A 25,346-nucleotide genomic window follows, 5' to 3' on the forward strand; every position below is an offset into this window, starting at 1 on the left:
GGAAAAGCGCTGGGGGAAGGCACCCCCAGTTATTGCGGATCACGAGCTGCGGCGGCGCGTACCACGCGGGAACGATCACCCGCCCGCCGGATCAATCGCCCTGCCGACGCAGCCGCCACGGCGGCCGGCGCGGCCACGGCGGCCGCCGCGGGCAGCAGGTACGACGTCGTCGGCCCCAGGTGGTCGACCGTCAGGCCCGCTGTGGCTGAACCGGCCGCGATGCCCGCGAAGATGGCGGTGACGGCGAGGGTCATGCCCTCGTTCAGGCGGCCCGCGGGGGTCAGGGCGTGGACCCGGGACATCGCGGTGACCATCGTCGGGGCCGTCGCCATGCCGGCCAGGAGCAGGGCCCCGGCGAGCGCCGGCACCGAGCCGGCCGCCGCGGCGGCCCAGGGCAGGGCTATCAGGACGGCCAGGGCGCCCACGCAGGTCCGCAGGGTGCGGGGGCGCAGAATGCCGTAGAGCAGGCCCGCCACACAGGAGCCCGCCGCCTGCAGGGCCAGGACCAGGCCGGAGCCGGCCCCCAGCCCGGCGGCGTCGAGGTAGGCGATCGAGGTGACCTCCATCGACCCGAAGACCAGGCCCAGACAGCCGAAGAGGGCCAGGAGCGGAGCCAGGGCGCGCAGCGGCGAGCCGTGGCGGGGTGACGCCCCCGTCGCCGGGGGTTCCGTCGAGCGCTGGGCGGTGAAGACCAGCATGCCGGTGAGGAATAGGGCCGCACCGGCCAGGGTTCCGGCCTCGGGGAAGACGGCCGTGCAGAGGAAGGCCGCCAGCACCGGGCCGAGCAGGAAGCACAGTTCGTCGGCGGCCTGCTCGAAGGACATCGCCGTGTGGTGCGCGGCGGGGGAGTCGCGCAGCAGGTGGGTCCAGCGGGCCCGGGACATGCCCCCGATGTTGGGGGTGGTGGCGGTCGCCGCGTAGGAGGCGAACAGGGTCCAGGCCGGGGCCCCGGTCCGGACGCACACGATCAGCGAGAGGGAGCCGAGGGCCGCGACCAGGGTGGCGGGAACGGCGATCCGGGCCTGCCCGTACCGGTCGATCAGCCGGGCCGTCCAGGGGGCGGCCAGGGCGGTGGCGGCCAGTCCGGTCGCCGTGACGGCGCCGGCGAGGGCGTACGAACCGCGCTGGCCGGCGATCATCATGACCGCGCTGATCCCGAACATGCCCATGGGGAGCCGGGCGATGAGGTTCCCGGCGGTGAAGGCGCGGGTGCCGGGGAGGGCGAACAGGCGCCGGTACGGGCCGGGAGTGCGGCCCGGGCCGGGGGCCGGGGCCGGAGCAGGGGCCTGAGCAGGGGCAGCGGCAGGGGAGGGGGCGGCGAGGACGAGCGTGGCGCCGGAGACGGTCATGAGGGGCATGGCACCCACCCTCGGCCGGGCCCCGGTCCGGCGTCCAACACCTGTTCCGGGCCCATTCACCGCTTTCCGTTGTTAGTCTCCTGGGGTGAATCCCCGTGATGTGGACCCCCGGCTCCTGCGCGGGTTCGTCGCCGCCGCCGAAGAGCTGCACTTCACCCGCGCCGCCGCCCGCCTCTACATCGCCCAGCAGGCCCTCAGCCGCGATGTCCGCCGGCTCGAACAAGCCCTGGGGACAGGGCTGTTCGTCCGGACCACCCGCGCCGTCGAGCTGACCGCCGACGGGATGCGGCTGCTGCCGCTCGCCCGTCGGGTGCTGGCCGCGCACGAGCAGCTGGCCGCCGCCTTCACCGCCCCCCGCGCGCTCCTGGTCGACCTGAACACCGCCGGCCCCAGCACGGGCCGCCGGGTCCTGGAACGCGCCCGCGAACTGGCCCCGGACCTGGAGCTGATGGCCCGCTTCGAGAGCGGGCTCACCCACGCCGCCGCCGAGATCGCGGCCGGCCGGCTCGACGTCGCCTTCGGGTACGCCGACGGGCTGGCCCCGGCGCTGCGGACGCGCCTCGCGCAGGCGCCCGTACGGTACGAGCCGCTCGCGGTGGTGCTGCCCGAGGGCCACCCCCTGGCCGCGGAGGCCGCCGTACCGCTGGACGCGCTGGCCGGGGAGACGGTGTACGCGGGAGCCGGGAACCCGCGGACCCTGGAGTGGACGGAGCTCGCGCGCGAGCTGTTCGCCGGGCGCGGGATCGAGCTGGCGCCGCCCGCCCCCGTGGCCGTGGGGAAGGAGGAGTTCCGCCGGGTGATGACCAAGACCGGCAATCCGGTCCTGGCCACCGTGGACTTCCTCGACATGCCCGGCTGCGTGAAGCGCCCGCTGACCGACCCCGTGCCGCTGTCCCCGCTGTCGATGGTGTGGCGGCGGGGCTTCGACCACCCCGGTCTGGACGCCCTGCGCGCCGCGGCCGCCGCACTGGCCGCCGAGGGGGGATGGCTCGAACCGCCTGCCGGGAGCTGGGTCCCCGCCCGGCTCACACACGGCCCGGCCACCAGGTGAGAGCAAGGTTTCCCGCCGGTCATCCGGCGGGGACCGGGGCCGAAACGCGCCCTTCCTAGGGTCGTCACCACGGACGCGACAGCTGTGGAGGGCGTGTGATGACCGGTACGACCGCACCGCGCAAGGGGGGCCGCTGGATCGAGCGGTGGGATCCCGAGGACGAGACGTTCTGGCAGGAGACCGGCGAGCGGGTGGCCCGCCGCAACCTGGTCTACTCCGTGCTCTCCGAGCACATCGGGTTCTCGATCTGGACCCTGTGGTCCGTCATGGTCCTCTTCATGGGACCGCAGTACGGGATCGACCCGGCCGGGAAGTTCTTCCTCATCGGCACGGCGACCTTCGTCGGCGCGTTCGTCCGCGTGCCGTACACCTTCGCCGTCGCCCGCTTCGGCGGCCGGAACTGGACGGTCTTCAGCGCGCTGCTGCTGCTCGCGCCCACCGTGGCCGCGATGGTGGTCATGGAGCCCGGGACCTCGTACGGCACCTTCCTGGCCGTGGCCGCCCTCACGGGTGTCGGCGGCGGCAACTTCGCCTCGTCGATGACGAACATCAACGCCTTCTTCCCGTTGCGCAAGAAGGGCTGGGCGCTCGGGCTGAACGCCGGCGGCGGCAACATCGGCGTGCCGGTGGTGCAGCTGGCCGGACTGCTGGTCATCGCCACCGCCGGGGCCGGGCACCCGCGGTTCCTGCTGGGCGCCTACATCCCGCTGATCGTCGTCGCGGCGGCCCTGGCCGCCGCGCGGATGGACAACCTGGCGCCCGTGCGCAACGACACCGGAGCGGTCCGCGAAGCGGTCAAGGACGCGCACACCTGGATCATGGCGTTCCTCTACATCGGAACGTTCGGTTCCTTCATCGGATACAGCTTCGCCTTCGGACTGGTGCTCCAGACCCAGTTCGGGCGCACCCCGCTCCAGGCCGCCTCGCTGACCTTCATCGGACCGCTGCTCGGTTCGCTGATCCGGCCGGTCGGCGGCGCGCTCGCGGACCGGTTCGGCGGGGCGCGGATCACCCTGGGGACCTTCGTGGCGATGGCGGCGGCGACCGGCGTGGTGGTGTTCGCCTCACAGCGGCACTCGCTGGCGGTGTTCCTCGTCGGCTTCGTGGCGCTGTTCGTCCTGAGCGGGCTCGGCAACGGGTCGACGTACAAGATGATCCCGGGCATCTTCCAGGCCAAGGCACTGGCGCGGGGCATGAGCGGCGAGGCCGCGGCCGCCTACGGGCGGCGGCTCTCCGGCGCCTCCATGGGGCTGATCGGCGCGGTCGGCGCGCTCGGCGGGCTGGGCATCAACCTGGTCTTCCGGGAGGCGTTCCTCACCTCCGGGTCGGGAACGGCGGCCTTCGTCACCTTCCTCGCCTTCTACGCCCTGTGCTGCGCGGTGACCTGGGCGGTATACCTTCGCCGGCCGGCGGCCGCGGCGGTCCAGACGGCCGGGGTCGAGGCGAAACCCCAGCTCACGTCGGTGTAACCGGGGCGAAATACGGGTGAACCGAGTCCGACACGCCACCTTGGCAGGCTCGGTCCACCCGTACCGCCCCCCATGCACGTCACTAGGCAGGTCACGATGGACGACACCAAGACCGGCCCGCTCGCGGGCTTCACCGTCGGAGTCACCGCCGCCCGGCGGGCGGACGAGCTCATCGCCCTGCTGCGCCGGCGCGGGGCCTCCGTGCTGCACGCGCCCGCGCTGCGGATCGTCCCGCTGGCCGACGACAGCGAACTGCTCGCCGCCACCAAGGAACTGATCGGCTGCGCACCGGACGCGGTGGTGGCCACCACCGCGATCGGGTTCCGCGGCTGGATCGAGGCCGCCGACGGATGGGGGGTCGGCGAGGAGCTCCTGGAGCGGCTGCGGACCACCGAACTGCTGGCCCGCGGGCCGAAGGTGAAGGGCGCCATCCGCGCCGCCGGTCTGGTGGAGGCCTGGTCCCCCGAGTCGGAATCGCTCGCCGAGGTCCTGGAACGGCTGCTCGCGGCAGGGGTGGCCGGCCGGCGGATCGCCCTCCAGCTGCACGGGGAGCCGCTGCCGGGCTTCGTCGAGGCGCTGCGGGCCGGCGGGGCCGACGTGGTCGTGGTCCCGGTGTACCGGTGGATGGCGCCCGAGGACCTCGCCCCGCTGGACCGGTTGCTGGACGCGGTGGTGGGCGGGGCGGTGGACGCGGTCAGCTTCACCTCGGCCCCGGCGGCGGCCTCGCTGCTGTCCCGGGCCGAGGAGCGCGGCGTACGGGAACCCGTGCTGGCGGCGCTGCGGGGCGGGGTGCTGGCCGCGTGCGTGGGGCCGGTGACCGCGCTGCCGTTGCAGGCGCAGGGGGTGGACACCGTGCAGCCCGAGCGGTTCCGGCTGGGCCCGCTGGTGCAGCTGCTGTGCCAGGAGCTGCCGGGCCGGGCGCGGGTGCTGCCGGTGGGCGGGCACCGGCTGGAGATCCGCGGGCACGCGGTCCTGGTCGGCGAGGAGCTGCGGCCGGTCCCGCCTGCCGGGATGGCCCTGCTGCGGTCGCTGGCGCGGCGCCCGGGCTGGGTGGTGTCGCGGGCGGACCTGCTGCGGGCGCTGCCGGGGGCGGGGAGCGACGAGCACGCCGTGGAGACGGCGATGGCCCGCCTCAGGGTGGCGCTGGGGGCTCCCAAGATGATCCAGACCGTGGTCAAGCGGGGGTACCGGCTGTCGCTGGACGCGGGTGGAGAGGTCAAGTACGGGGACGCCCCGCAGGGTTGAGCCGGTGCGCGCGGGCCGCTAACGTGCCCGGATGATCATTGACGGGGTGGAGATGAGGGGCATCGCACTCGACGATGCCGCCCCTCTGGCCGAGGCCTTCGCGCGCAACCGGACCTCCATGGCCCCCTTCGAGCCGGTGCGGCCGGAGGCCTTCTACACGGAGCAGGGGCAGCGGGCCCGCATCGAGGGACTGCTCGCGGAGCGGGACGCGGGGCGGATGGTCCCGTACGTGTTCGCCGAGACGGCGACCGGTGCGGTCGTCGGCGCGATCAACCTAGGCTCGATCGCGCGCGGGCCGCTGTGCAGCGGGGGCGTGGGCTACTGGGTCGACCGGGCGTGGCACGGCAGGGGGCTGGCCACCGCGGCCGTGCAGGAGGTCTGCCGGGTCGCACGCGACGAGCTGGGCCTCCACCGGGTGGAGGCGGGCACCCTGCTCGACAACCCGGCGTCGCAGCGGGTGCTGGCCAAGGCGGGCTTCGAGCCGTACGGCGTCGCGCCGCGCTACCTCCACATCAACGGCGCGTGGCGCGACCACCGCCTGTTCCAGCGCCTCCTCCACGACGCACCCCCTAGCCGGGCGCAGCCGCCGAGCGCGGATGCGGCGCCGCACCGGAGGGACCGGTTCGGGGGCTTCCGCTGTGCAGCGGGGCGCGGCACTCTGGGGAGGCGCCCCACGACGCGAGGCGGTGACGGGCATGCGGTTCGACTCCGGACGGGTCTGCCTGGACCTGGTGGCCACCTACGCCCCTCAGGAGGGGATCCCGGACGGAGAAGAGCTGCGGCTGTGGCTCGCCGGGGCCGGGCTGGTGCCCGACCGGACGCCGCTCGCCCGGGTCGGCCCCGACTGGGCCGCCGCCTTCCGGTCCCTGCGGGCCGACGTGCACACCCTCGTACGGGCGGAATTGGACGGGGCCTCCCCCTCGCCCGAGACGGCCCGCGCCCTCGCCCGGGTCAACGCGCTGGCCGCCGGGCCACCCCCGGGCCTGTGTGCCGTACGGGACCAGGAGGGGCACCTCGTACGGCAGCTGTGCGGCGGAGTGGAGTGCGGGGCCCTGCTCGCGGCCGTGGCCCGGGACGCCGTCGAGCTGCTCACCGACCCCGGCGAACTGGCCCTGCTGCGGGCCTGCGAGGGCGAGGGCTGCACCCGGGTCTACCTGGACACCTCCCGCGGCCACCGGCGCCGCTGGTGCTCCAGCGAGCTGTGCGGCAACCGGGAACGCGTCGCCCGGCACCGCCGCCGCGTCCTGGCCGGGGGATCCGTGTAGGCGGCGCCCGGCCCGCGCGGGGGGACACGGCCCGGGGCGGTTCCGGAACGGGCGTGCGGACAGGGTGCCGGTTCGCGTACGGTTGACGGTCGCCCATGCACGTCAGAAGGGGGCCTTGGTGGCCGCGCAGAATGCCGCTGTCGACAGCACGGCGGATTCCGTCCGAGATCGGGAGATCGCGGTCGAGCAGACGCATCTCGACCGGGTGTACCGACGCCTCGAGGAGAAGATCCACGAGGCCGAGTTCCTGATGAACGACGCCGCCAAGCGCGGTCAGGTGGGCACCCCCGGTGCCCTCGCCGAGCGCGATGCGCAGGTCTTCCGGGCGGGCATCCACCTGAACCGGCTCAACAACGAGTTCGAGGACTTCCTCTTCGGCCGCATCGACCTGGTGCTCGGCAAGGACGGGGAGCGCGGCCCGGACGGCGCGTACACCTCGGTCGAGCCGGCCGACCACGCGATCCGTGAGGACCTCACCGCGGACATCGCCGAGACCCTGCACATCGGCCGCATCGGAGTCCTCGACTCCGACTACGCACCGCTGGTCATCGACTGGCGGGCCCCGGCGGCCGCCCCGTTCTACCGCTCCACGCCCAAGGACCCCGGCCGCGTCGTGCGCCGCCGCGTCATCCGGTCCAAGGGCCGCAAGGTGCTGGGCGTCGAGGACGACCTGATGCGCCCCGAGGTCACCGCCTTCCTGGACGGGCAGGAGCTCCCCGCCATCGGCGACGGCGCCCTGATGGCCGCGCTCGGCCGGGCCCGCACGCACTCGATGCGGGACATCGTCTCCTCCATCCAGGCCGAGCAGGACCTCGTCATCCGGGCCCCCGCCGCCTCCGTCGCCGAGGTCGCGGGCGGGCCCGGCACCGGCAAGACCGCCGTCGCCCTGCACCGCGCCGCCTACCTGCTCTACCAGGACCGCCGCCGCTACTCCGGCGGCATCCTGATCGTCTCCCCGACCCCGTTGCTCGTCGCCTACACCGAAGGCGTGCTGCCCTCCCTCGGCGAGGAGGGCCAGGTCGCCATCCGGGCCCTGGGCTCGCTGGTCGACGGCGCCGAGGCGACCACGTACGACGACCCGGCCGTGGCCCGGATCAAGGGCTCCTCGCGGATGCTCAGGGTGCTGCGCAAGGCCGTGCGCGGCGCCCTCGAGCTCGGCGGCGCCCCCGACCGGCTGCGCGTGGTGGCCTTCGGGCGGCGCCAGGAGCTGGAGGCCGACGAGCTGAACCGGATCCGGCAGAACGTGCTCGGCGGCACCGCGCCGGTGAACCTGCTGCGCCCGCGCGCCCGCAAGCTCCTGCTCGACGCCCTCTACGCGAGGTCCGGCCAGGCCGGCCGGCACAGCGACCCGGAGCTGGCCGCCGAGCTGCGCTCCGCGTTCGACGAGGACATCTCCACCGAGGACGCCTTCATCGACTTCCTGAACCGCTGGTGGCCCGAGCTCACCCCGCGCGCGGTGCTGGCCTCGATGGCTGACGAGCGCCGGCTCGGCCGCTGGTCGCGCCGGGAGCTGAACCCGCGCGAGGCCCGCCAGCTGGCGCGCTCGCTGCGCCGGCTGGGCCCCGACGGCAAGGGCCCCCTGTCGGTGCACGACGTGGCGCTGCTGGACGAGCTCCAGCAGCTGCTCGGCGCTCCCGCACGCCCCAAGCGCAAGCGGGAGATGGATCCGCTGGACCAGCTCAGCGGGCTGGAGGAGCTGATGCCGACCCGCGAGGAGACCCAGTGGGAGCGGGCCGAGCGGCTCGCGGCGGAACGCACCGAGTACGCGCACGTCATTGTGGACGAGGCGCAGGACCTGACGCCGATGCAGTGGCGGATGGTCGGCCGGCGGGGCCGCACGGGCACCTGGACGGTGGTCGGCGACCCGGCGCAGTCCTCGTGGACCGACCCGGACGAGGCGGCCGCGGCGCGCGACGAGGCCCTCGGCTCCCGGCCGCGCCGGCGGTTCACGCTGACGGTCAACTACCGCAACCCGGCGGAGGTCGCCGAGGTCGCCGCCCGGGTGCTGCGCCTGGCGATGCCCGGCATGGAGCCGCCGTCGGCGGTGCGCTCCACGGGCCTGGAGCCCCGGTTCACCGCCGCCGGGGACGACCTGGGCGGCGCCGTCCGGGAGGAGACCCGCAGGCTGCTGGAGCAGGTGGACGGCACCGTCGGCGTCGTCGTGGCCATGGACCGGCGCGCGGAGGCCGCGGGCTGGCTCGCCGACCTGGGCGAGCGGGCGGTGGCGCTCGGCAGCCTGGAGGCCAAGGGCCTGGAGTACGACGCCACCGTGGTCGTCTCCCCGGCGGAGATCGCCGACGAGTCCCCGGCGGGCCTGCGGGTGCTGTACGTGGCGCTGACGCGCGCGACGCAGCAGCTCACGGTGGTCTCGGCGGAGCGGGACCGGCCCGACGCGTCCGGAGTGCCCGAACTGCTCCGCCCGTAGGCCGTCCGGAGCGCGGACTGCTCCGCCGGTAGGCCGTCCGGAGCCCGCCTGCTCCGCCCGTAGGCCGTCCGGAGTGCCCGGACTGCTCCTCGGTAGGCCGCTGCGCGGGCTTTCCCGGCCCGTACGGCCGTATGGCCCGCGGCCAGGAGCGTGGTGGGCACAACCGGCCGCCGGGAGGGGGACCGCATTCGGCGATCCTTTGTTAGCCTGGTGAAGGCACCGACTCGATCCAAGCCCCCGGGCCCAACCTTCGTCGCTTAGAGCGACCACTTGCCGCGAGGCGAGCATGGCGGGTCGGTGTCATAGACGTGGCAGCACAGGTCCGCGCCCCTCACTCCGGTGGGGGGCGCGGACCTGTTTTGTATGACCCGCCCTTCCGCGCACCCCTGGTATCTCGTATGGTGGAAGTGTCTTTCCGGAATTTGTAGCTGGTTACCTTGTACCGGCTGGTAGGTGGGACGATCGGACAACAGGTCCCGCCGCGCCACCCGCTGTGTGCCCCGGGCCCTGTGTACAGCGAAAACCAGGGACAGAAGAGGAACACGGCCATGGCAACGGCGCCCAGCGTCTCGTATTCGATGACGGTCCGCCTGGAAGTGCCCGCGAGCGGAACCGCGGTCTCCCAGCTCACCACCGCCGTGGAGTCCTCCGGCGGCTCGGTCACCGGCCTCGACGTGACCGCCTCCGGCCACGAGAAGCTCCGCATCGACGTCACCATCGCCGCGACCTCCACCGCGCACGCGGACGAGATCGTCGAGAAGCTGCGCGGGATCGAGGGCGTCAGCCTCGGCAAGGTCTCCGACCGCACCTTCCTGATGCACCTCGGCGGCAAGATCGAGATGTCGTCCAAGCACCCCATCCGCAACCGTGACGACCTCTCGATGATCTACACCCCGGGCGTGGCCCGCGTGTGCACCGCGATCGCCGAGAACCCCGAGGACGCCCGCCGCCTCACCATCAAGCGCAACTCCGTCGCAGTCGTGACGGACGGCTCGGCCGTACTGGGCCTGGGCAACATCGGCCCGATGGCCGCGCTGCCCGTCATGGAGGGCAAGGCGGCCCTCTTCAAGCGCTTCGCCGGCATCGACGCCTGGCCGATCTGCCTCGACACCCAGGACACCGACAAGATCGTCGAGATCGTCCGCGCCATCGCCCCCGGCTTCGCGGGCATCAACCTGGAGGACATCTCCGCGCCGCGCTGCTTCGAGATCGAGGCCCGGCTGCGCGAGGCCCTGGACATCCCCGTCTTCCACGACGACCAGCACGGCACGGCGATCGTCGTGCTCGCCGCGCTCACCAACGCACTGCGCGTCGTGGGCAAGGCAGTTGGGGACGTCAAGGTGGTCATGTCGGGCGCCGGCGCGGCCGGTACCGCCATCCTCAAGCTGCTCCTCGCGGCCGGCGTCAAGAACGCCGTCAGCGCCGACATCCACGGTGTGGTGCACGCGGGCCGCCCCGACCTCGTCGACGCAGCCCCCGACTCCCCGCTGCGCTGGATCGCCGACAACACCAACCCCGAGGGCTACACGGGCACGCTGAAGGAGGCCGTGGTCGGCGCCGACGTCTTCATCGGCGTCTCCGCCCCGAACGTGCTCTCCGGCGAGGACGTGGCCGCGATGGCGGAAGGCGCGATCGTGTTCGCGCTCGCGAACCCGGACCCCGAGGTGGACCCGGCCGTCGCGCGTCAGACCGCCGCCGTCGTCGCCACCGGCCGCTCCGACTTCCCGAACCAGATCAACAACGTGCTGGTCTTCCCGGGCGTCTTCCGCGGCCTGCTGGACGCGCAGTCGCGGACGGTGAACACGGACATGATGCTGGCCGCCGCGACCGCCCTGGCGGACGTCGTCGGCGAGGACGAGCTGAACGCGAACTACATCATCCCGTCGGTGTTCAACGACAAGGTCGCCGGCGCCGTCGCCGGCGCCGTCCGCAAGGCCGCCACGGCGGTGTGACCGGGGCTGTGACCGCCCTCACGGGCGCCACGGTCCCGGCGCGTCGCGAGATGCGGGCCGTGTGGGGCGCCTCTAGGGTTGCGGGGATGCCCGCGAGGTCCGCGGTGCGCAGCAGCGTATGGGCGAGGGCGTGGACGGAGCGTCACCGCGGCGTGACTGTGGCGCTTTTCGTGTGACCCCGGCGGGTGCCGGATTGGCTTTCCCGCCGCTGGTGGGGGCAGGATGCGTAACCGGGCGAGAGGGTCTGACGTTCAGACCCGGGTCCGGGGACTGTCCGAGGGCCCTGGCAGCATCGGCTTCGATCTCACGCCTCTAAGGCAAGTTGAACACGGGAGTACAACATGAACCGCAGTGAGCTGGTGGCCGCTCTGTCCGAGCGCGCCGAGGTGACCCGCAAGGACGCCGACGCCGTTCTGGCCGCGCTCGCCGAGACCGTTGGCGAGATCGTCGCCAAGGGCGACGAGAAGGTCACCATCCCCGGCTTCCTGACCTTCGAGCGCACCCACCGTGCCGCTCGCACCGCGCGCAACCCGCAGACCGGCGACCCCATCCAGATCCCGGCCGGCTACAGCGTGAAGGTCTCCGCGGGCTCCAAGCTCAAGGAAGCCGCCAAGGGCAAGTAGTCCTGCCCCCGGCGCCGAAGGCCGCACAGGCCTTTGGAACGGCAGCAGTACGGCGAAGGGCGGCCACCCCGTCCGGGGTGGCCGCCCTTCGGCCGTTGCGGGGCCCGTGCCCGGCTCCCTGCGGTCCTGCCGCCCCTGCCACCCCTACCGGCGGTCCTTCCGCCCCTGTCGCCGCCGGCGCCCTGCCCGGCCCGTGGCCGTCCGGTGGGGCGTCGGCGGCGCCCGGGGGGCCTGCCGGGGGCCCAGGAGCCGTCCGAGGGGCCATGAGAAAGCCCCCCGGGGCCCTTGCGGGGCCCGCGGGGGGCTTTCTGACGGACCGACGGCCCGAGGGCAGCTACCGCTGCCGCCGTGCGCCGGCTCAGACGAGGTCGCCGCCCGGCAGCTCGACCTTCGCGCCGAGCTCCACGAGCTTCTCCATGAAGTTCTCGTAGCCGCGGTTGATCAGCTCGATGCCGTGGACCCGCGAGGTGCCCTCGGCCGCCAGCGCCGCGATCAGGTACGAGAACCCGCCGCGCAGGTCGGGGATGACCAGGTCCGCGCCCTGCAGCTTGGTGGGGCCGGAGACGACGGCCGAGTGCAGGAAGTTGCGCTGGCCGAAGCGGCAGGCCGAGCCGCCCAGGCACTCGCGGTACAGCTGGATGTGAGCACCCATCTGGCCCAGCGCCGAGGTGAAGCCGAGCCGGGACTCGTAGACCGTCTCGTGGACGATCGACAGGCCCGTGGCCTGCGTCAGGGCGACCACGAGCGGCTGCTGCCAGTCGGTCTGGAAGCCGGGGTGCACGTCCGTCTCCAGCGCGATGGCGTTGAGCGGACCGCCCGGGTGCCAGAAGCGGATGCCGTTGTCGTCGATCTCGAACGCCCCGCCGACCCGGCGGAAGGTGTTCAGGAAGGTCATCATCGAGCGCTGCTGGGCGCCGCGCACGTAGATGTTGCCGCCGGTCGCCAGGGCCGCAGACGCCCAGGAGGCGGCCTCCAGGCGGTCCGGGAGCGCCTTGTGGTTGTAGCCGCCGAGGCGGTCGACACCGGTGATCCTGATGGTCCGGTCGGTGTCCATGGAGATGATCGCGCCCATCTTCTGCAGTACGCAGATGAGGTCCTCGATCTCGGGCTCCACGGCGGCGTTGCTCAGCTCGGTGACGCCCTCGGCCAGTACGGCCGTCAGCAGCACCTGCTCGGTCGAGCCGACCGACGGGTAGGGCAGGCGGATCTTGCAGCCGCGCAGGCGCTGCGGGGCCTCCAGGTACTGGCCGCCCTCGCGCTTCTCGATGGTCGCGCCGAACTGGCGCAGCACGTCGAAGTGGAAGTCGATCGGCCGTCCGCCGATGTCGCAGCCGCCCAGGCCGGGGATGAAGGCGTGGCCGAGACGGTGCAGGAGGGGGCCGCAGAACAGGATCGGGATGCGCGACGAGCCCGCGTGGGCGTCGATGTCGGCGACGTTCGCGCTCTCGACGTGGGTCGGGTCGAGCACCAGCTCGCCCGGCTCCTCGCCGGGACGGACCGTCACCCCGTGCAGCTGGAGCAGCCCGCGCACGACCCGGACGTCACGGATGTCGGGAACGTTGCGCAGCCGGCTGGGTCCGCTGCCGAGCAGAGCGGCGACCATGGCCTTGGGCACGAGGTTCTTCGCACCGCGGACACGGATCTCGCCCTCGAGCGGGGTGCCGCCGTGGACAAGCAGTACATCGTCACTGACTGTGCCGGTCATGAATCTCGCGTTCCGGAGTGGGATGGGCAGGGGGCCAGGGAAAAGAGTAAGGGCCACCACCCCTTTGTTTGTATGGCTGACGCGGCCGTAGGACTGTCATGAATTCGGTACAACACCCTCCGTACCCACCACATGGCGGAGCGTTGCATTCCGCTCGCGCCGCCCGCGCGCCCCGCCTCCTGCTGCCGTGCGCCCTGAGCTGCGGACGACCCGATCTTCCCGCCCGCTCCCCGTAACGGGCGAATGTGCGGGATCATGGCGGCATGACCGAGGTGTCCTCCCTCACAGGGCGGCTGCTCGTGGCCACCCCAGCCCTCGCGGACCCGAATTTCGACCGCGCGGTGGTGCTGCTGCTCGACCACGACGAGCAGGGCTCGCTGGGCGTCGTCCTGAACCGGCCGACCCCCGTGGGCGTCGGCGACGTCCTGCTGCCGTGGGCCCCCCTGGCCGGCGACCCCGGTGTCGTCTTCCAGGGCGGTCCCGTCGCCCTGGACTCGGCCCTGGGGGTGGCCGTCATCCCCGGCGAGGAGGGCCCGCTCGGCTGGCGCCGGGTGCACGGCGCGATCGGGCTGGTGGACCTGGAGGCCCCGCCGGAACTGCTGGCCGCGGCCCTGGGTTCCCTGCGCATCTTCGCCGGCTATGCGGGCTGGGGCCCGGGCCAGCTGGAGGACGAGGTGGGCGAGGGCGCCTGGTACGTGGTGGAGTCGGAGCCCGGCGACGTGTCCTTCCCGGACCCCGAGCGGCTCTGGCGGGCGGTCCTGCGCCGCCAGCGCAGCGATCTCGCGATGGTGGCCACCTATCCGGACGACCCGTCGCTCAACTGACCAGCGCGGCGTTCAGTACCCTGGTTTTTATGAGCACTCTTGAGCCCGAGCGCGGGACTGGTACGGGGACCCTCGTAGAGCCGACGCCGCAGGTGTCCCACGGCGACGGCGACCACGAGCGCTTCGCCCACTACGTCCAGAAGGACAAGATCATGGCGAGCGCGCTCGACGGGACCCCCGTCGTCGCGCTCTGCGGCAAGGTCTGGGTGCCGGGCCGGGACCCGAAGAAGTACCCGGTCTGCCCCATGTGCAAGGAGATCTACGAGTCCATGGGCCCCGGCGGGGACAAGGACAAGGGCGGCAAGGACAAGTAGTCCGGCCTTCCCGCAGCAGGACCAGGGCCCCCGGGGTGCGCATCGGCGTACCCGGGGGCCTTCGGCGTACCCCGGGGGCCTTCGGCGTACTAGGGTCGGCGCGACGAGCACTCTGCGGAACGGGCGTTGCGCAGGGCGCAACAGGCTGCTGCGAAGGGCTGACGCATGGACCTGATCCCCGCACCCCGGCTCGCCGCATTCCATGAGCGCGGGCTCCGTTTCGGCTTCGGGCCCCAGCCCGTGCTCGCGGCGGGGCCGGGCGCCGAGGGCGCCGCGCGCCTGCTGCGCCGCGAACTCGGCGCGGCCACCGGCTGGAGCCTGCCGGCCGCCGGGCCGGGCGGCGGCGCCGAGATACGGATCGGGATCGGGCCGGCCGGGCGGGAGTTCGGGGAGGGGGAGGGGCCGGAGCCGGGGCTGGAGTCCGAGGCGTACGCACTCGTCGTCGACGCGACGGGCGTCGAGCTCACCGGCGGGGGCGAGGCCGGGCTGCTCTGGGGCATCCAGACGCTGCGTCAGCTCCTGGGGCCCGACGCCTACCGCAAGGCCCCGCTGCCCGGGCGAACCTGGAGCCTGCCGTACGCACGGATCGCGGACGCCCCCCGGTTCGGCTGGCGCGGGCTGATGCTCGACGTCGCCCGGCACTTCCTGCCCAAGGACGGCGTGCTGCGCTACATCGACCTGATCGCCGCGCACAAGCTCAACGTGCTGCACCTGCACCTGACGGACGATCAGGGCTGGCGGGTCGAGATCAAGCGCCACCCCCGGCTCACCGCGGTCGGTGCGTGGCGGGCGCGCAGCCGCCGGGGACACCGGGCCTCGCCGCTGTGGAACGAGACCCCGCACGGCGGCTATTACACCCACGACGACATCCGCGAGATCGTCGCGTACGCCGCCGAGCGGCACGTCCGCGTGGTCCCCGAGGTCGACGTACCGGGCCACTCGCAGGCCGCGATCGCCGCGTACCCGGAACTGGGCAACACGGACGTCGTCGACACCGCCGCGCTGGAGGTGTGGGACGACTGGGGGATCAGCGAGAACGTGCTCGCACCGACCGAGGCCGTCCTGAGGTTCTACGAGGGGGTCTTCGAGGAGCTGCTGGAGCTGTTCCCCGCCGAGGTCTCGCCCTTCGTCCACGTGGGCGGGGACGAGTGCCCCAAGGCGCAGTGGAAGGCCTCCGCGGCCGCACAGGAGCGCATCCGCGAGCTGGGCGTGGACGGGGAGGACGGGCTGCAGTCCTGGTTCATCCGGCACTTCGACACCTGGCTCGCCGAACGGGGGCGGCGGCTGATCGGGTGGGACGAGATCCTCGAGGGCGGGCTCGCGCCGGGCGCGGCCGTCTCCTCGTGGCGGGGGTACGGGGGCGGGGTCGCCGCCGCCGAGGCCGGGCACGACGTGGTCATGTGCCCCGAGCAGCAGGTGTACTTGGACCACCGGCAGGCGGCCGGAGCGGACGAGCCGACGCCCATCGGGTACGTGCGCTCCCTGGAGGACGTGTACCGGTTCGAGCCGATTCCGCCGAAGTTGTCGGCGGAGGCGGCCGCCCGGGTGCTCGGCGCCCAGGCCAACGTGTGGACCGAGGTGACGGAAGACCAAGGGCGCGTGGACTACCAGGTGTTCCCGCGCCTCGCGGCCTTCGCCGAGGTGGTCTGGTCCCGGCAGCCCGCGCCGGAGGAACGGGACTTCGCCGCCTTCGAGGCGCGGATGGCGGCGCACTACGCGCGCCTGGACGCCCTCGGGGTCGGTTACCGGCCACCGGCCGGGCCGCTGCCGTGGCAGCGGCGCCCGGGGGTGCTCGGGCGGCCGATCGAGGGAGCGCCCCCGAACGTGTGACAACGGGAACCGGAACTCTGGCTGGATTTCTGGTGATACGGGGAAAATCGGGCGATCGGGCGATCGGGCGATCGGCCGGAGGGGGGCGGGTCCCGGCTGTGCCGGGGCCGCGGGCGGCCGGAGCGGGCCGCCGGGGCGGGGGCGCCCGGCCCACCCTCGCGCCGGGCGTGCGGGAAGATGTGCCAGAGTTGCCACCTCCCGGCGGTGAGCACGTACCGTACGGCGGACAGGCGTGAGCGCCGGGACCGGGACATCGGGAAGGGGCAGCTGGGTTGACCACGCACGCACCGCAGGCGGCGCAGTCCGTGACGCTGCCGGCCTCGCTCGACGAGGCCGTGGCGGCACTCACCGCCATGCCCGCCGCCGTGCCCGTCGCGGGCGGCACCGACCTCATGGCCGCCGTCAACGCCGGGCAGCTGCGGCCCGCCGCACTGGTGGGCCTGGGGCGGATCAACGAGATCCGCGGCTGGCAGTACCAGGACGGCCACGCGCTGCTCGGAGCGGGACTGACCCACGCGCGGATGGGACGGCCGGATTTCGCCGCCCTGATCCCCGCACTGGCGGCCGCCGCCCGCGCCGCGGGACCCCCGCAGATCCGCAACGCCGGCACCCTCGGCGGCAACATCGCCTCGGCCGCGCCGACGGGCGACGCCCTGCCCGTGCTGGCCGCGCTGGAGGCCGTACTCGTCGTCGTCGGCCCGGCCGGATCGCGCGAGGTCCCCGTGTCGCACCTGCTGGCCGGCCGCGAGATGCTGCGGCCCGGCGAGCTGATCGGCTTCGTCCGGGTGCCGCTGCTGCACGCGCCGCAGGTGTTCCTGAAGGCCACGGGACGCACGGGCCCGGGGCGCGCGGTGGCGTCCGTGGGGCTGGTGCTGGACCCCGCCCGCCGGGGTGTGCGCTGCGCGATCGGGGCGGTCGCCCCGATGCCGCTGCGCCCGCTGGAGGCCGAGCAGTGGGTGGCCTCGCTGATCGACTGGGACGGGGAGCGGAACCTGGCCCCCGAGGCACTGGAGGCCTTCGGCGAGTACGTCGCGGCCGCCTGCGTGCCCGACCAGGGGGAACCGGTGGCCCCCGGTGTACTGCATCTGCGGCGGACGGTGGCCGTGCTGGCACGCAGGGCCCTGGGGAGGGCGCTGAGCTCATGAGCGGGAACGAGAACGAGAACGTGACCCAGGGGAACGGTACGGCGAGCTGGGGCTGGGAGCCGGTGCCGCAGGGCGGCGAGTACGACTCCGACGCGACGGCCTTCGTGAAGCTGCCGCAGGACATGCTGGACGCGCTGGGGACCGGCGAGCCCCTCGCCGCGCCCGGGCACGGGTACGTGCCGCCGCCGATGATCGTGCCGCTCGGCTCGGCCAGCACCGACCCGGCGGCCACGGGCACGTGGACGATTCCGGTGCAGTGGCCGGAGGCGGGGGCCTCGGCGGCCGCGGCTTCCCCGGCCGCCCCCTCCCCGGCCCCCGTCGGCGGACCGATCCCGGCGTCCATCCCGATCCCGGCCTCGGTGGCCGCGGCGTTCGCCGAGGCGGAGCCGCAGGCGCAGGCACCCTCGCAGGTGCCCCCGCAGCAGGAGCCGGAGTCGGATCCGGGGGCGACGGCGGAGTGGCGGTTCCCCGACGAGGCCTCGTCGACCGGGCAGTGGTCCGCCGACTGGAGCCAGGCCCCGGCGACGCTGCCGGGCGGCGCCGCGGCGCCGTGGGCGGACCACCCCGACTACACGGCGCAGCAGCCGGAGCCGCAGCAGTCGCAGCCCGGGACGCTGCCCGGGACGGACGAAGCCGTGGCTTCGGCGGCGGCCGCCGGGCGGCTGCTCGGCGGGCCCGGGGTCGGCTCCGCGCCGCTGCGCGGGCCGCGCGTGCTGGGCGGCCCCGGCGTGGGGACCCCGCTCCCGGAGACCGGGCTTCCGCAGACGGGCGAGCCGGCGCACCCGGCCGCGCATGACATCGCAGCCCCCCATGACGTGGAGGCCGCGCACGACATCGACGCCGCGCACGACATCGAGGCCGCGCACGGCACCGCGGCGATGCCGGTCGAGGAGGAACGGCCGCACCCGGTGGCTCCGGGAGGCCTGGACCTGTTCGGCGGGGTGAGGGTCGGGGCGCAGCCCCAGCCCGAAGCCGTGGCGGAGCCGGTTCCCGAGAGCGAGGCCAGGGTCGGGGCCGAGGCCGGGGCCGGGGCGGAGGCCGGAGCGGAGGCCGGGCCCGGGGCTGCGGCCGGGGCGGAGACGTTCGCGGAGCAGTCCGTGGACCGGTCCGCGGAGCAGTCGCCGGAGGCGCCGGCGGAGGCGTCGGCCGAGCAGTCCGCGGCGCTGTCGGCGGAGCAGTCCGCCGGGCTGTCGGCGGAGCCTGGGGGTACGGACGGGCACGGTTTTGCCGGGGTCGGGCCCGGACCGGCCGGGATTCCGGCCGGGGCCACGCCGACCGGGGACACCGCCGACATCGCTGTGGCACCGCCGGCCGAGGACACCTCCGAGGGTTTCCCGACCGGGGTGCCGACGTACCAGGAAGAAACGGCGACAGCCGGGGCCGTCGCCCATCACGAGCACCCGCAGGCCTCCTACGTCCTGCGCGTCAACGGCGCGGACCGTCCCGTGACCGGCGCCTGGATCGGCGAGTCCCTCCTGTACGTGCTGCGCGAGCGCCTCGGCCTGGCCGGCGCCAAGGACGGCTGTTCGCAGGGCGAATGCGGCGCCTGCGCCGTGCAGGTCGACGGCAGGCTCGTCGCCTCCTGCCTGGTGCCGGCCGCGACGGCCGCGGGCAGCGAGGTCCGCACCGTCGAAGGGCTCGCGACGAACGGGGAACTCTCGGACGTCCAGCAGGCGTTGTGCAGGTCGGGTGCGGTGCAGTGCGGGTTCTGCGTGCCGGGCATGGCCATGACGATCCACGACCTGCTGGAGGGCAACCACGCGCCCAGCGAGCTGGAGACGCGTCAGGCTCTGTGCGGCAACCTCTGCCGCTGCTCCGGGTACGCGGGGGTCATCGACGCCGTGCGCGAGGTCGTGGCCGGGCGCGAGGCGGCGGCGGCCGAAGGGGCACACGCCCAGGCCCTGGGAGGCCATGCCCAGGCCCAGGCTCAGGGTGGCCAGGCCCAGGGGTCGGTGCCGCCGGGGGCGCGCATTCCGCACCAGGCAGCGCCCGGCGAGGGCGGCATCCACCACGGAGGGACGGCGTGAGCGGGCAGGACGCGGCGACGGCGACGACAACGGTGAACACCACGGTCACGGCCCTGGGGCCGGAGGCCGGAGCCACAGCGTCCGCGCAGCGCGCACCGAGCGGGATCGGAGCATCCGTCCCGGCCGCCGACACCCGCGCCAAGAGCGAGGGCACCTTCCCCTACGCCGCCGACCTGTGGGCCGAAGGCCTGCTGTGGGCCGCCGTACTGCGTTCCCCGCACGCCCACGCCCGGATCCTCTCCATCGACACCTCGGCCGCCGCCGAGATGCCCGGCGTGCGCGCCGTCGTCACCCACGCCGACGTCCCCGGCGCCACGACGCACGGCCGCCGGATCGCCGACCGGCCGGTCTTCGCGCACGACGTCGTACGCCACCACGGCGAGCCCATCGCCGCCGTCGCCGCCGACCACCCGGACACCGCCCGTCTCGCGGCGGCCGCGATCGCCGTCGAGTACGAGCTCCTCGAGCCGGTCACCGACCCCGAGCAGTCCTTCGGGGCCCCCGCCCTGCACCCCGACGGCAACCTGATCCGCCACATCCCGCTCCGCTACGGCGACCCGGAGGCCACCGGCGAGGTCGTCGTGGAGGGCCTGTATCGGATCGGCCGCCAGGACCCCGCCCCCATCGGCGCCGAGGCCGGGCTGGCCGTGCCGCGGCCCGACGGCGGCGTCGAGCTGTACACCGCCTCCACCGACCCGCACTCCGACCGCGACCTGGCGGCCGCCTGCTTCGGCCTGGACCCGGACCGCGTGCGCGTGGTCGTCACCGGAGTCCCGGGCGCGACGGCCGACCGCGAGGACGCCGCCTTCCAGCTCCCCCTCGGCCTCCTGGCCCTGCGCACCGGCTGCCCGGTCAAGCTGGCCGCCACCCGCGAGGAGTCCTTCCTCGGCCACACCCACCGGCACCCGACCCTGCTGCGCTACCGCCACCACGCGGACGCGGAGGGCCGCCTGGTCAAGGTCGAGGCCCAGATCCTGATGGACGCGGGCGCGTACGCCGACGCGTCCTCGGAGTCCCTGGCGGCGGCGGTGGCCTTCGCCTGCGGCCCGTACGTCGTTCCGCACGCCTTCGTGGAAGGCTGGGCGGTCCGCACCAACAACCCGCCGTCGGGCCACGTCCGGGGCGAAGGGGCGCTCCAGGTCTGCGCCGCGTACGAGGGCCAGATGGACAAGCTCGCCGCCGCCCTCGGCATCGACGGCGCGGAACTGCGGCTGCGCAACGTCCTGGCGACGGGCGATCTGCTCCCGACGGGCCAGACGGTGACCTGCCCCGCGCCCGTGGCGGAACTCGTGCGCGCGGTACGGGACTTCGAGCTGCCCGCCCTCCCGAAGGACACCCCGGAGGACGAGTGGCTGTTGCCGGGCGGCCCGGAGGGCGCGGGCGAGCCGGGCGCGGTGCGGCGCGGGGTCGGGTACGGCGTCGGCATGGTGCACATGCTGGGTGCGGAGGGCGCCGACGAGGTCTCCACGGCCACCGTGAAGGTGGTCAACGGGGCCGCGACGGTCATCTGCGCGGCGGTCGACACCGGACAGGGCTTCGCCACGCTGGCCCGTCAGATCGTCCAGGAGGTCCTGGGCGTCGACGAGGTGACGACGGCGCCGGTGGACACCGACCAGCCGCCGGCGGGTCCGGCGGCGCACGGCCGCCACACGTGGGTGTCGGGCGGCGCGGTGGAGCGTGCGGCCAAGATGGTCCGCACGCAGCTCCTCCAGCCCATGGCGCACAAACTCGGCATGTCCACGGAGCTCCTCCAGATCGCGGATGGCCGGATCACGTCGTACGACGGCGCCTTCTCGATGACGGTCGCGGAGGCCATGGAAGGCAAGGAACTCTGGGCGACGGCCCAGTGCCGCCCCCACCCGACCGAACCGCTGGACGCGGACGGCCAGGGCGACGCCTTCGTCGGCCTCGCGTTCTGCGCGATCCGCGCGGTGGTGGACGTGGACATCGAACTGGGCTCGGTACGGGTCGTGGAACTGGCGGTGGCCCAGGACGTGGGCCGCATCCTCAACCCCCGCCAGCTGGAAGCCCGTATCGAGGCGGGCGTCACGCAGGGCGTGGGCGCGGCGCTGACGGAGAACCTCCGCACGGTCTCGGGCCTGGTCCGCCACCCGGACCTGACGGGCTACGCCCTGCCGACCGCCCTGGACGCCCCGGTGGTCCGGATCGTCAAACTGGTCGAGGAACGGGACGTGGTGGCGCCCTTCGGCGCGAAGGCGGCCAGCGCGATCCCCGTGGTGACGGCGCCCGCGGCGGTGGCCTCGGCGGTCCGGGCGGCCACGGGCCGTCCGGTGAACAGGCTCCCGATCCGGCCATCGGCGGCGGTCGCGGCGCCCAACTCGTGACCGTGTGACCCGCATTGCACCTGCAACCTCGAAGTTGGGGCTGTCGGTGCTGATCGCTACAGTGACGGGTGAGATGGCGTACGCGCGCGTGCGAACCGTGTGTGCGAACGGGGACGGGGAGTCGGGGAGGCCAGCGTGGCAGTGGAGAGCGAGCCGGGTCTGTTGGGGCAGGGCCTTGCGCCCGGGCTGGCGGACGCGATCATGGCGCAGGCGGCGGCCCTGTCGGTCGAGTACGACTCGATGAAGGAGTACAAGAGCCTGGTCGACGGCCTCCTGACGTCCCTGGAGGACTCCCAGGCGGACCACGGAAAGCTGGCCCACGGCACCCTCCCGGCGGGCTCGCTGGGCACGGGCTTCCCGGAGGCCGACGGCCTCTACAAGTCGTACAACACGGTCCACGAGGAGCTGCAGAAGCTGTCGAAGGGCCTGGCCGGCCAGATCGAGGCCCTGGGCATCGCGATCCTGACGGCGGGCAAGGGCTTCGGCGAGGTGGACGAGGAGACCAAGCGCCGGATGGCGGCCATCGCGAAGGAAGCCCAGGAGAACTACGTCGCGAAGCGCGACCCGTACGCGGACAAGGCGGGCGCCGGCGGCGCCGGTGACGCCCCGCCGGCGACCTCCACGCCGCCGAACAACCCGAGTACGAACGGCGGCACGAGGCGGGGCGGTCAGGTCTGATGGCGACGAACTTCGAGGGTTACTCGCACGCGCAACTGGCCGCGATGGTCGCCTCGCTCGACCCGAAGACGGTGTCGCAGCGCGGCACGCAGCTCACCGAGGCCGCCAAGGCCATCAAGGAGATCGGCCAGAAGCTCAAGGACCACAAGGTCAAGGGCTGGGAGGGCGAAGCGGCCACCGCCTTCCAGGAGTGGGTGAACCGCGCGGGCAGCGCGACGCTGGTCCTGGCGGACTTCAGCGCGACGGGCGGCCACTGGATGACGCTGGCGGCCCAGACCATGTCCGAGATCCACATGCCGAAGTACGACGCGGGGGCCGAGGCGGAGCTGAAGGAAAACCTCGAGATCTCGCGCAAGCACCACAACGACCCGGACGCGAAGCAGCTGGGGCAGGAGGCGTGGTCGAAGCTGAGCGGGGACCATGCGCGGGCGGTGGATGCGCTGACGAAGCTTTCGCAGTCTTATGCGTTGTCCAAGACGGAGATGGACAAGGCGACGATTCCGACGTTTCCGAAGCCGCCTGAGGTGTTCGTGCCAGACCGCACCCACGACGGAACCGCAATGGACCGCCCGGGCGTAGGTTCCGGACAAGTGGGCTCTCCGGGAAGCTCTTCGTATATGTCGTCGTCACCCGGTGGCGGCGGTGCCGGTAGCGACCCGGGCTGGGTGCCCGGGCACCCAGCGAGGTCCGAGAACACACTCCCGCCGACGGCGCCCGGGCTGGTGACCCCGGACCGTGACGTGGACGTGGACCTGGACACCGTCGCGACGCTCCCGAACCCGACGACGCCTCCGCTGACGACGCCGCCTGTGGGGCCGTTGCCCACGGGTCCCACCGGTCCCGCACCTGTCGCCATCGTCCCGCCTGTACCCATGCCGCCGGTCGGCGGAATGAAGACGATCCCCGGCATTGGTCCTATCGGCCCGGTCGGCGCCGTCCCCGGTACGAGTGGGCCCTTGGGCAAGATCGGCCTGCCGCCGCGCGACACCGGCATCATGGGCGGTCGTCCGGTGACGTCCCCGGGCCCCAGCTCAGGGATCCCTCGCGGCACGGTCATCGGCACGGAAGCCGGGCACGCCGGCCGTCCTGTGAACGGCATGATGGGTGGTGGCCTGGGTGGTGCCCATGCGGGCGTGAGTGGACCCGTAGGCGGCCGTCGGCTGGCCACGGAGCCGGGAGGTATCGTCGGCGGGCGCCAGCCTGCGACAGCTGGTCGTGCGACGCCGTTCACCCAGGGCGGCTCGGGCCTCGTCCGGAACCACGCCGGCGGCGTCGGCGCAGGGGCGCATGCTCCGGGCAGCCGACGCGATGACCAGAGGGGCGAACGCCCCGACTACCTGGCCGAGGACGAAGAGACCTGGCAGGGCAACCGTCGTGTTGTCCCGCCGGTGATCGACTGAGCAGAACGGACGTTGTACGGGATGCGCATGCGTAAGACGACCTCGGCTCTGGTCGGACTGCTGCTGGCCGGGGTCGCCGCGACTCCGGCCCACGCGGAGACGATTCGATCGCAGCAATGGCATCTCGACGCCATGAAGGCCGACGACATCTGGAAGATCAGCACCGGGAAAGGGGTCACCGTCGCGGTGATCGACAGCGGTGTCGACCGCATCCCGGAGCTCGAGGGGCAGGTCCTTCCCGGCGCGGCGTTTCCTCCTGGCTCTGCCGAAGGCGGCCGGGACAACGACTACGACGGTCACGGCACGGGCATTTCCGCGATGATCGCCGCTACCGGTAAGCACCCGAGCGGGGACGGCGCCCACGGGCTTGCACCCGGTGCCAAGATTCTGCCCATCCGAGTGCCTGACGTACTGGAGCCTGCGAAGGCACCGTCCATGGTCGCGGCCATTCGGTACGCGGCCGACTCGGAAGCGAAGATCATCAACATTTCCAAGGCGATCAGTGGTAAGCCTGAAGATGATCGAGACCGTGCTGAAGCCGTCAAGTATGCGCTTTCCAAAGGAAAGCTGATCTTCGCTGGCGCAGGCAACGGTGGGAACAGGACGGTTATGTACCCGGCCGCAACCCCCGGCGTAGTGGGTGTCGCAGCAGTAGACGCCCAGGGAGAGCCCACTAAAGAGTCACAGCAGGGCGCGTTCATCGACATGGCGGCCCCGGGTATCGACATCGTGTCTGCCTGTAAGGGCAAGACAGGCCTGTGCAAAACACACGGCACAAGTGACGCCACCGCCCTCGCCTCCGCCTCCGCCGCCCTCCTCTGGTCCGCGCACCCCGACTGGACCAACAACCAAGTACTCCGCGTCCTCCTGAACACCGCCGGGAAGCCCGTCGACGGCTCCCAGCGCAACGACTTCGTCGGCTACGGCGTCGTCCGCCCCCGCATCGCCGTGCCGACCCCCGGCGACCCCGGCCCGGCGAACGAGTTCCCGCTGCCCGACCTGGCGGCTGCGGAGGCGGCGGCCAAGTCCCCCTCGGCCCCTGCGGACGGCAAGGCCCCCGACGCGCCGGCTTCGCCCAAGCCGGCGGCGCAGGCCGAGGAACAGGAGGAGCGCAGCCTCCTCCCCTGGATCGGACTCGGGCTGGGAGCCTGCCTGCTGATCGGCGGGGCCGTCACGGCCGTCGTCGTACGCCGTAACCGCTAGCTGCTGCCGCTGACCGTGACCGCTGACCGCTGACCGGACCTGACGAGGGAGTTCACCCGATGTCGTTCGACGAGGAATGGTCGGCGGCACGCGCCACGGCCGCCGCCAACGTCTCCATGCGGCTCAACCAGGTCCCCGCCGATCCGGGCGGAGGCGGGAGCGGCGGCCTCGATCTCAACCAGGACCACATCGGCGCCATCGGATCCGAGGCGTACAAGCTGCACTCCCGCCTGCAGACGGACGGCAAGCACGCCGCGGCCTCCACCGCCGAAGCCGCGGGCGCGCTCACGAAGGAGAACTTCGCCAGCGGGGCGGCGCTGCTCAAGGTGAACACCCTCTGGGAGAGCCAGGTGAAGACTCTCGTGGCCGCCTGCGCGACCATCTCCAACGGGCTGAACTACTCCCTCTCCTCCCATGCCAAGGACGAGGAGCAACTCCGCGCGGACTTCACCGCGTCCGCGCTCAACTCATACCTCAAGTAGGCGCC

19 protein-coding genes and 1 pseudogene are annotated in these 25,346 nt (G+C 73.4%); 18 read left to right on the plus strand and 2 right to left on the minus strand.

Features of this window, described 5'->3' with window-relative positions; genetic code table 11:
• Positions 1 to 29: 29 nt before the first annotated feature.
• A complete protein-coding gene (locus tag AB0D44_RS14790) occupies positions 30 to 1,349 on the minus strand; it encodes an MFS transporter (protein WP_362589847.1) in 1,320 nt (439 codons plus the stop codon).
• A gap of 94 nt (positions 1,350 to 1,443) precedes the next feature.
• Here AB0D44_RS14790 and AB0D44_RS14795 point away from each other — a divergent pair, with 94 nt between their 5' ends.
• The 8 genes and pseudogenes from AB0D44_RS14795 (at position 1,444) to AB0D44_RS14830 (ending at position 11,388) form a co-directional block, all read left to right on the plus strand.
• Positions 1,444 to 2,409, plus strand: coding sequence for a LysR family transcriptional regulator (locus AB0D44_RS14795; protein ID WP_362589747.1), 966 nt, complete (start codon positions 1,444 to 1,446; stop codon positions 2,407 to 2,409).
• A 98-nt stretch (positions 2,410 to 2,507) separates the two neighbouring features.
• Positions 2,508 to 3,878: a nitrate/nitrite transporter gene (locus AB0D44_RS14800; RefSeq protein ID WP_362589750.1), complete on the plus strand. Its 1,371-nt coding sequence runs from the start codon at positions 2,508 to 2,510 to the stop codon at positions 3,876 to 3,878.
• Between the two features lie 96 nt (positions 3,879 to 3,974).
• Entirely contained in the window at positions 3,975 to 5,123 is a 1,149-nt protein-coding gene (locus tag AB0D44_RS14805) for a uroporphyrinogen-III synthase (RefSeq protein ID WP_362589753.1), read from the plus strand.
• A gap of 52 nt (positions 5,124 to 5,175) precedes the next feature.
• Positions 5,176 to 5,697 (plus strand): annotated as a pseudogene (locus tag AB0D44_RS14810) (GNAT family protein); the annotation flags it as partial.
• A gap of 121 nt (positions 5,698 to 5,818) precedes the next feature.
• Positions 5,819 to 6,388 carry an ABATE domain-containing protein gene (locus AB0D44_RS14815; RefSeq protein WP_362589756.1) on the plus strand — a complete coding sequence of 190 codons (570 nt, stop codon included), beginning with the start codon at positions 5,819 to 5,821 and terminating at the stop codon, positions 6,386 to 6,388.
• 118 nt (positions 6,389 to 6,506) lie between these two features.
• A complete protein-coding gene (locus tag AB0D44_RS14820; RefSeq protein ID WP_362589759.1) occupies positions 6,507 to 8,813 on the plus strand; it encodes a UvrD-helicase domain-containing protein in 2,307 nt (768 codons plus the stop codon).
• 548 nt (positions 8,814 to 9,361) lie between these two features.
• Complete coding sequence (locus AB0D44_RS14825; RefSeq protein WP_362589762.1) at positions 9,362 to 10,765, plus strand: NAD-dependent malic enzyme; 1,404 nt, start codon at positions 9,362 to 9,364, stop codon at positions 10,763 to 10,765.
• A gap of 341 nt (positions 10,766 to 11,106) precedes the next feature.
• Entirely contained in the window at positions 11,107 to 11,388 is a 282-nt protein-coding gene (locus AB0D44_RS14830; protein WP_007264399.1) for an HU family DNA-binding protein, read from the plus strand.
• Between the two features lie 358 nt (positions 11,389 to 11,746).
• On the opposite strand, the gene murA is transcribed toward AB0D44_RS14830, so the two are convergent.
• Positions 11,747 to 13,093 (minus strand): UDP-N-acetylglucosamine 1-carboxyvinyltransferase, encoded by a 1,347-nt coding sequence (murA, locus tag AB0D44_RS14835; protein ID WP_362589765.1) that lies wholly within the window; start codon positions 13,091 to 13,093, stop codon positions 11,747 to 11,749.
• Positions 13,094 to 13,356: 263 nt separating this feature from the next.
• Between murA and AB0D44_RS14840 the strand changes: the two genes are divergently transcribed.
• The 10 genes from AB0D44_RS14840 (at position 13,357) to AB0D44_RS14885 (ending at position 25,341) form a co-directional block, all read left to right on the plus strand.
• Positions 13,357 to 13,917, plus strand: coding sequence for a YqgE/AlgH family protein (locus AB0D44_RS14840; protein ID WP_362589768.1), 561 nt, complete (start codon positions 13,357 to 13,359; stop codon positions 13,915 to 13,917).
• A 29-nt stretch (positions 13,918 to 13,946) separates the two neighbouring features.
• A complete protein-coding gene (locus AB0D44_RS14845; protein WP_030010729.1) occupies positions 13,947 to 14,231 on the plus strand; it encodes a DUF3039 domain-containing protein in 285 nt (94 codons plus the stop codon).
• Positions 14,232 to 14,396: 165 nt separating this feature from the next.
• Positions 14,397 to 16,061: a beta-N-acetylhexosaminidase gene (locus AB0D44_RS14850; RefSeq protein WP_362589771.1), complete on the plus strand. Its 1,665-nt coding sequence runs from the start codon at positions 14,397 to 14,399 to the stop codon at positions 16,059 to 16,061.
• Between the two features lie 272 nt (positions 16,062 to 16,333).
• Positions 16,334 to 17,206 (plus strand): FAD binding domain-containing protein, encoded by an 873-nt coding sequence (locus AB0D44_RS14855; protein ID WP_362589774.1) that lies wholly within the window; start codon positions 16,334 to 16,336, stop codon positions 17,204 to 17,206.
• Positions 17,203 to 19,233, plus strand: coding sequence for a (2Fe-2S)-binding protein (locus tag AB0D44_RS14860; protein ID WP_362589776.1), 2,031 nt, complete (start codon positions 17,203 to 17,205; stop codon positions 19,231 to 19,233). Before AB0D44_RS14855 ends, AB0D44_RS14860 begins: the two co-directional genes overlap by 4 nt.
• A 53-nt stretch (positions 19,234 to 19,286) precedes the next feature.
• Positions 19,287 to 21,578 carry a xanthine dehydrogenase family protein molybdopterin-binding subunit gene (locus AB0D44_RS14865; RefSeq protein WP_362589849.1) on the plus strand — a complete coding sequence of 764 codons (2,292 nt, stop codon included), beginning with the start codon at positions 19,287 to 19,289 and terminating at the stop codon, positions 21,576 to 21,578.
• 135 nt (positions 21,579 to 21,713) lie between these two features.
• On the plus strand, positions 21,714 to 22,256 hold the full coding sequence (locus AB0D44_RS14870; protein WP_362589779.1) for a hypothetical protein: 543 nt from the start codon (positions 21,714 to 21,716) through the stop codon (positions 22,254 to 22,256).
• Positions 22,256 to 23,656 (plus strand): hypothetical protein, encoded by a 1,401-nt coding sequence (locus AB0D44_RS14875; RefSeq protein ID WP_362589782.1) that lies wholly within the window; start codon positions 22,256 to 22,258, stop codon positions 23,654 to 23,656. Before AB0D44_RS14870 ends, AB0D44_RS14875 begins: the two co-directional genes overlap by 1 nt.
• A 27-nt stretch (positions 23,657 to 23,683) precedes the next feature.
• On the plus strand, positions 23,684 to 24,859 hold the full coding sequence (gene mycP, locus AB0D44_RS14880) for a type VII secretion-associated serine protease mycosin (RefSeq protein ID WP_362589785.1): 1,176 nt from the start codon (positions 23,684 to 23,686) through the stop codon (positions 24,857 to 24,859).
• A 59-nt stretch (positions 24,860 to 24,918) separates the two neighbouring features.
• Positions 24,919 to 25,341, plus strand: a complete 423-nt coding sequence (locus AB0D44_RS14885) for a hypothetical protein (RefSeq protein WP_362589788.1) — start codon at positions 24,919 to 24,921, stop codon at positions 25,339 to 25,341.
• Positions 25,342 to 25,346 lie beyond the last annotated feature (5 nt).

Origin of the sequence: Streptomyces sp. NPDC048349 (assembly GCF_040651925.1) — a bacterium.
Classification (GTDB): domain Bacteria; phylum Actinomycetota; class Actinomycetes; order Streptomycetales; family Streptomycetaceae; genus Streptomyces.

Excerpts from the sequence above, each read along its gene's own strand:
- AB0D44_RS14805 (WP_362589753.1), top strand. The coding sequence starts at position 3,975 with ATGGACGACACCAAGACCGGCCCGCTCGCGGGCTTCACCGTCGGAGTC.
- AB0D44_RS14885 (WP_362589788.1), top strand. The coding sequence starts at position 24,919 with ATGTCGTTCGACGAGGAATGGTCGGCGGCACGCGCCACGGCCGCCGCC.
- AB0D44_RS14800 (WP_362589750.1), top strand. The coding sequence starts at position 2,508 with ATGACCGGTACGACCGCACCGCGCAAGGGGGGCCGCTGGATCGAGCGG.
- AB0D44_RS14830 (WP_007264399.1), top strand. The coding sequence starts at position 11,107 with ATGAACCGCAGTGAGCTGGTGGCCGCTCTGTCCGAGCGCGCCGAGGTG.
- AB0D44_RS14860 (WP_362589776.1), top strand. The coding sequence starts at position 17,203 with ATGAGCGGGAACGAGAACGAGAACGTGACCCAGGGGAACGGTACGGCG.
- AB0D44_RS14840 (WP_362589768.1), top strand. The coding sequence starts at position 13,357 with ATGACCGAGGTGTCCTCCCTCACAGGGCGGCTGCTCGTGGCCACCCCA.
- mycP (WP_362589785.1), top strand. The coding sequence starts at position 23,684 with ATGCGTAAGACGACCTCGGCTCTGGTCGGACTGCTGCTGGCCGGGGTC.
- AB0D44_RS14845 (WP_030010729.1), top strand. The coding sequence starts at position 13,947 with ATGAGCACTCTTGAGCCCGAGCGCGGGACTGGTACGGGGACCCTCGTA.
- AB0D44_RS14790 (WP_362589847.1), bottom strand. The coding sequence starts at position 1,349 with ATGACCGTCTCCGGCGCCACGCTCGTCCTCGCCGCCCCCTCCCCTGCC.
- AB0D44_RS14825 (WP_362589762.1), top strand. The coding sequence starts at position 9,362 with ATGGCAACGGCGCCCAGCGTCTCGTATTCGATGACGGTCCGCCTGGAA.
- murA (WP_362589765.1), bottom strand. The coding sequence starts at position 13,093 with ATGACCGGCACAGTCAGTGACGATGTACTGCTTGTCCACGGCGGCACC.
- AB0D44_RS14850 (WP_362589771.1), top strand. The coding sequence starts at position 14,397 with ATGGACCTGATCCCCGCACCCCGGCTCGCCGCATTCCATGAGCGCGGG.
- AB0D44_RS14875 (WP_362589782.1), top strand. The coding sequence starts at position 22,256 with ATGGCGACGAACTTCGAGGGTTACTCGCACGCGCAACTGGCCGCGATG.
- AB0D44_RS14815 (WP_362589756.1), top strand. The coding sequence starts at position 5,819 with ATGCGGTTCGACTCCGGACGGGTCTGCCTGGACCTGGTGGCCACCTAC.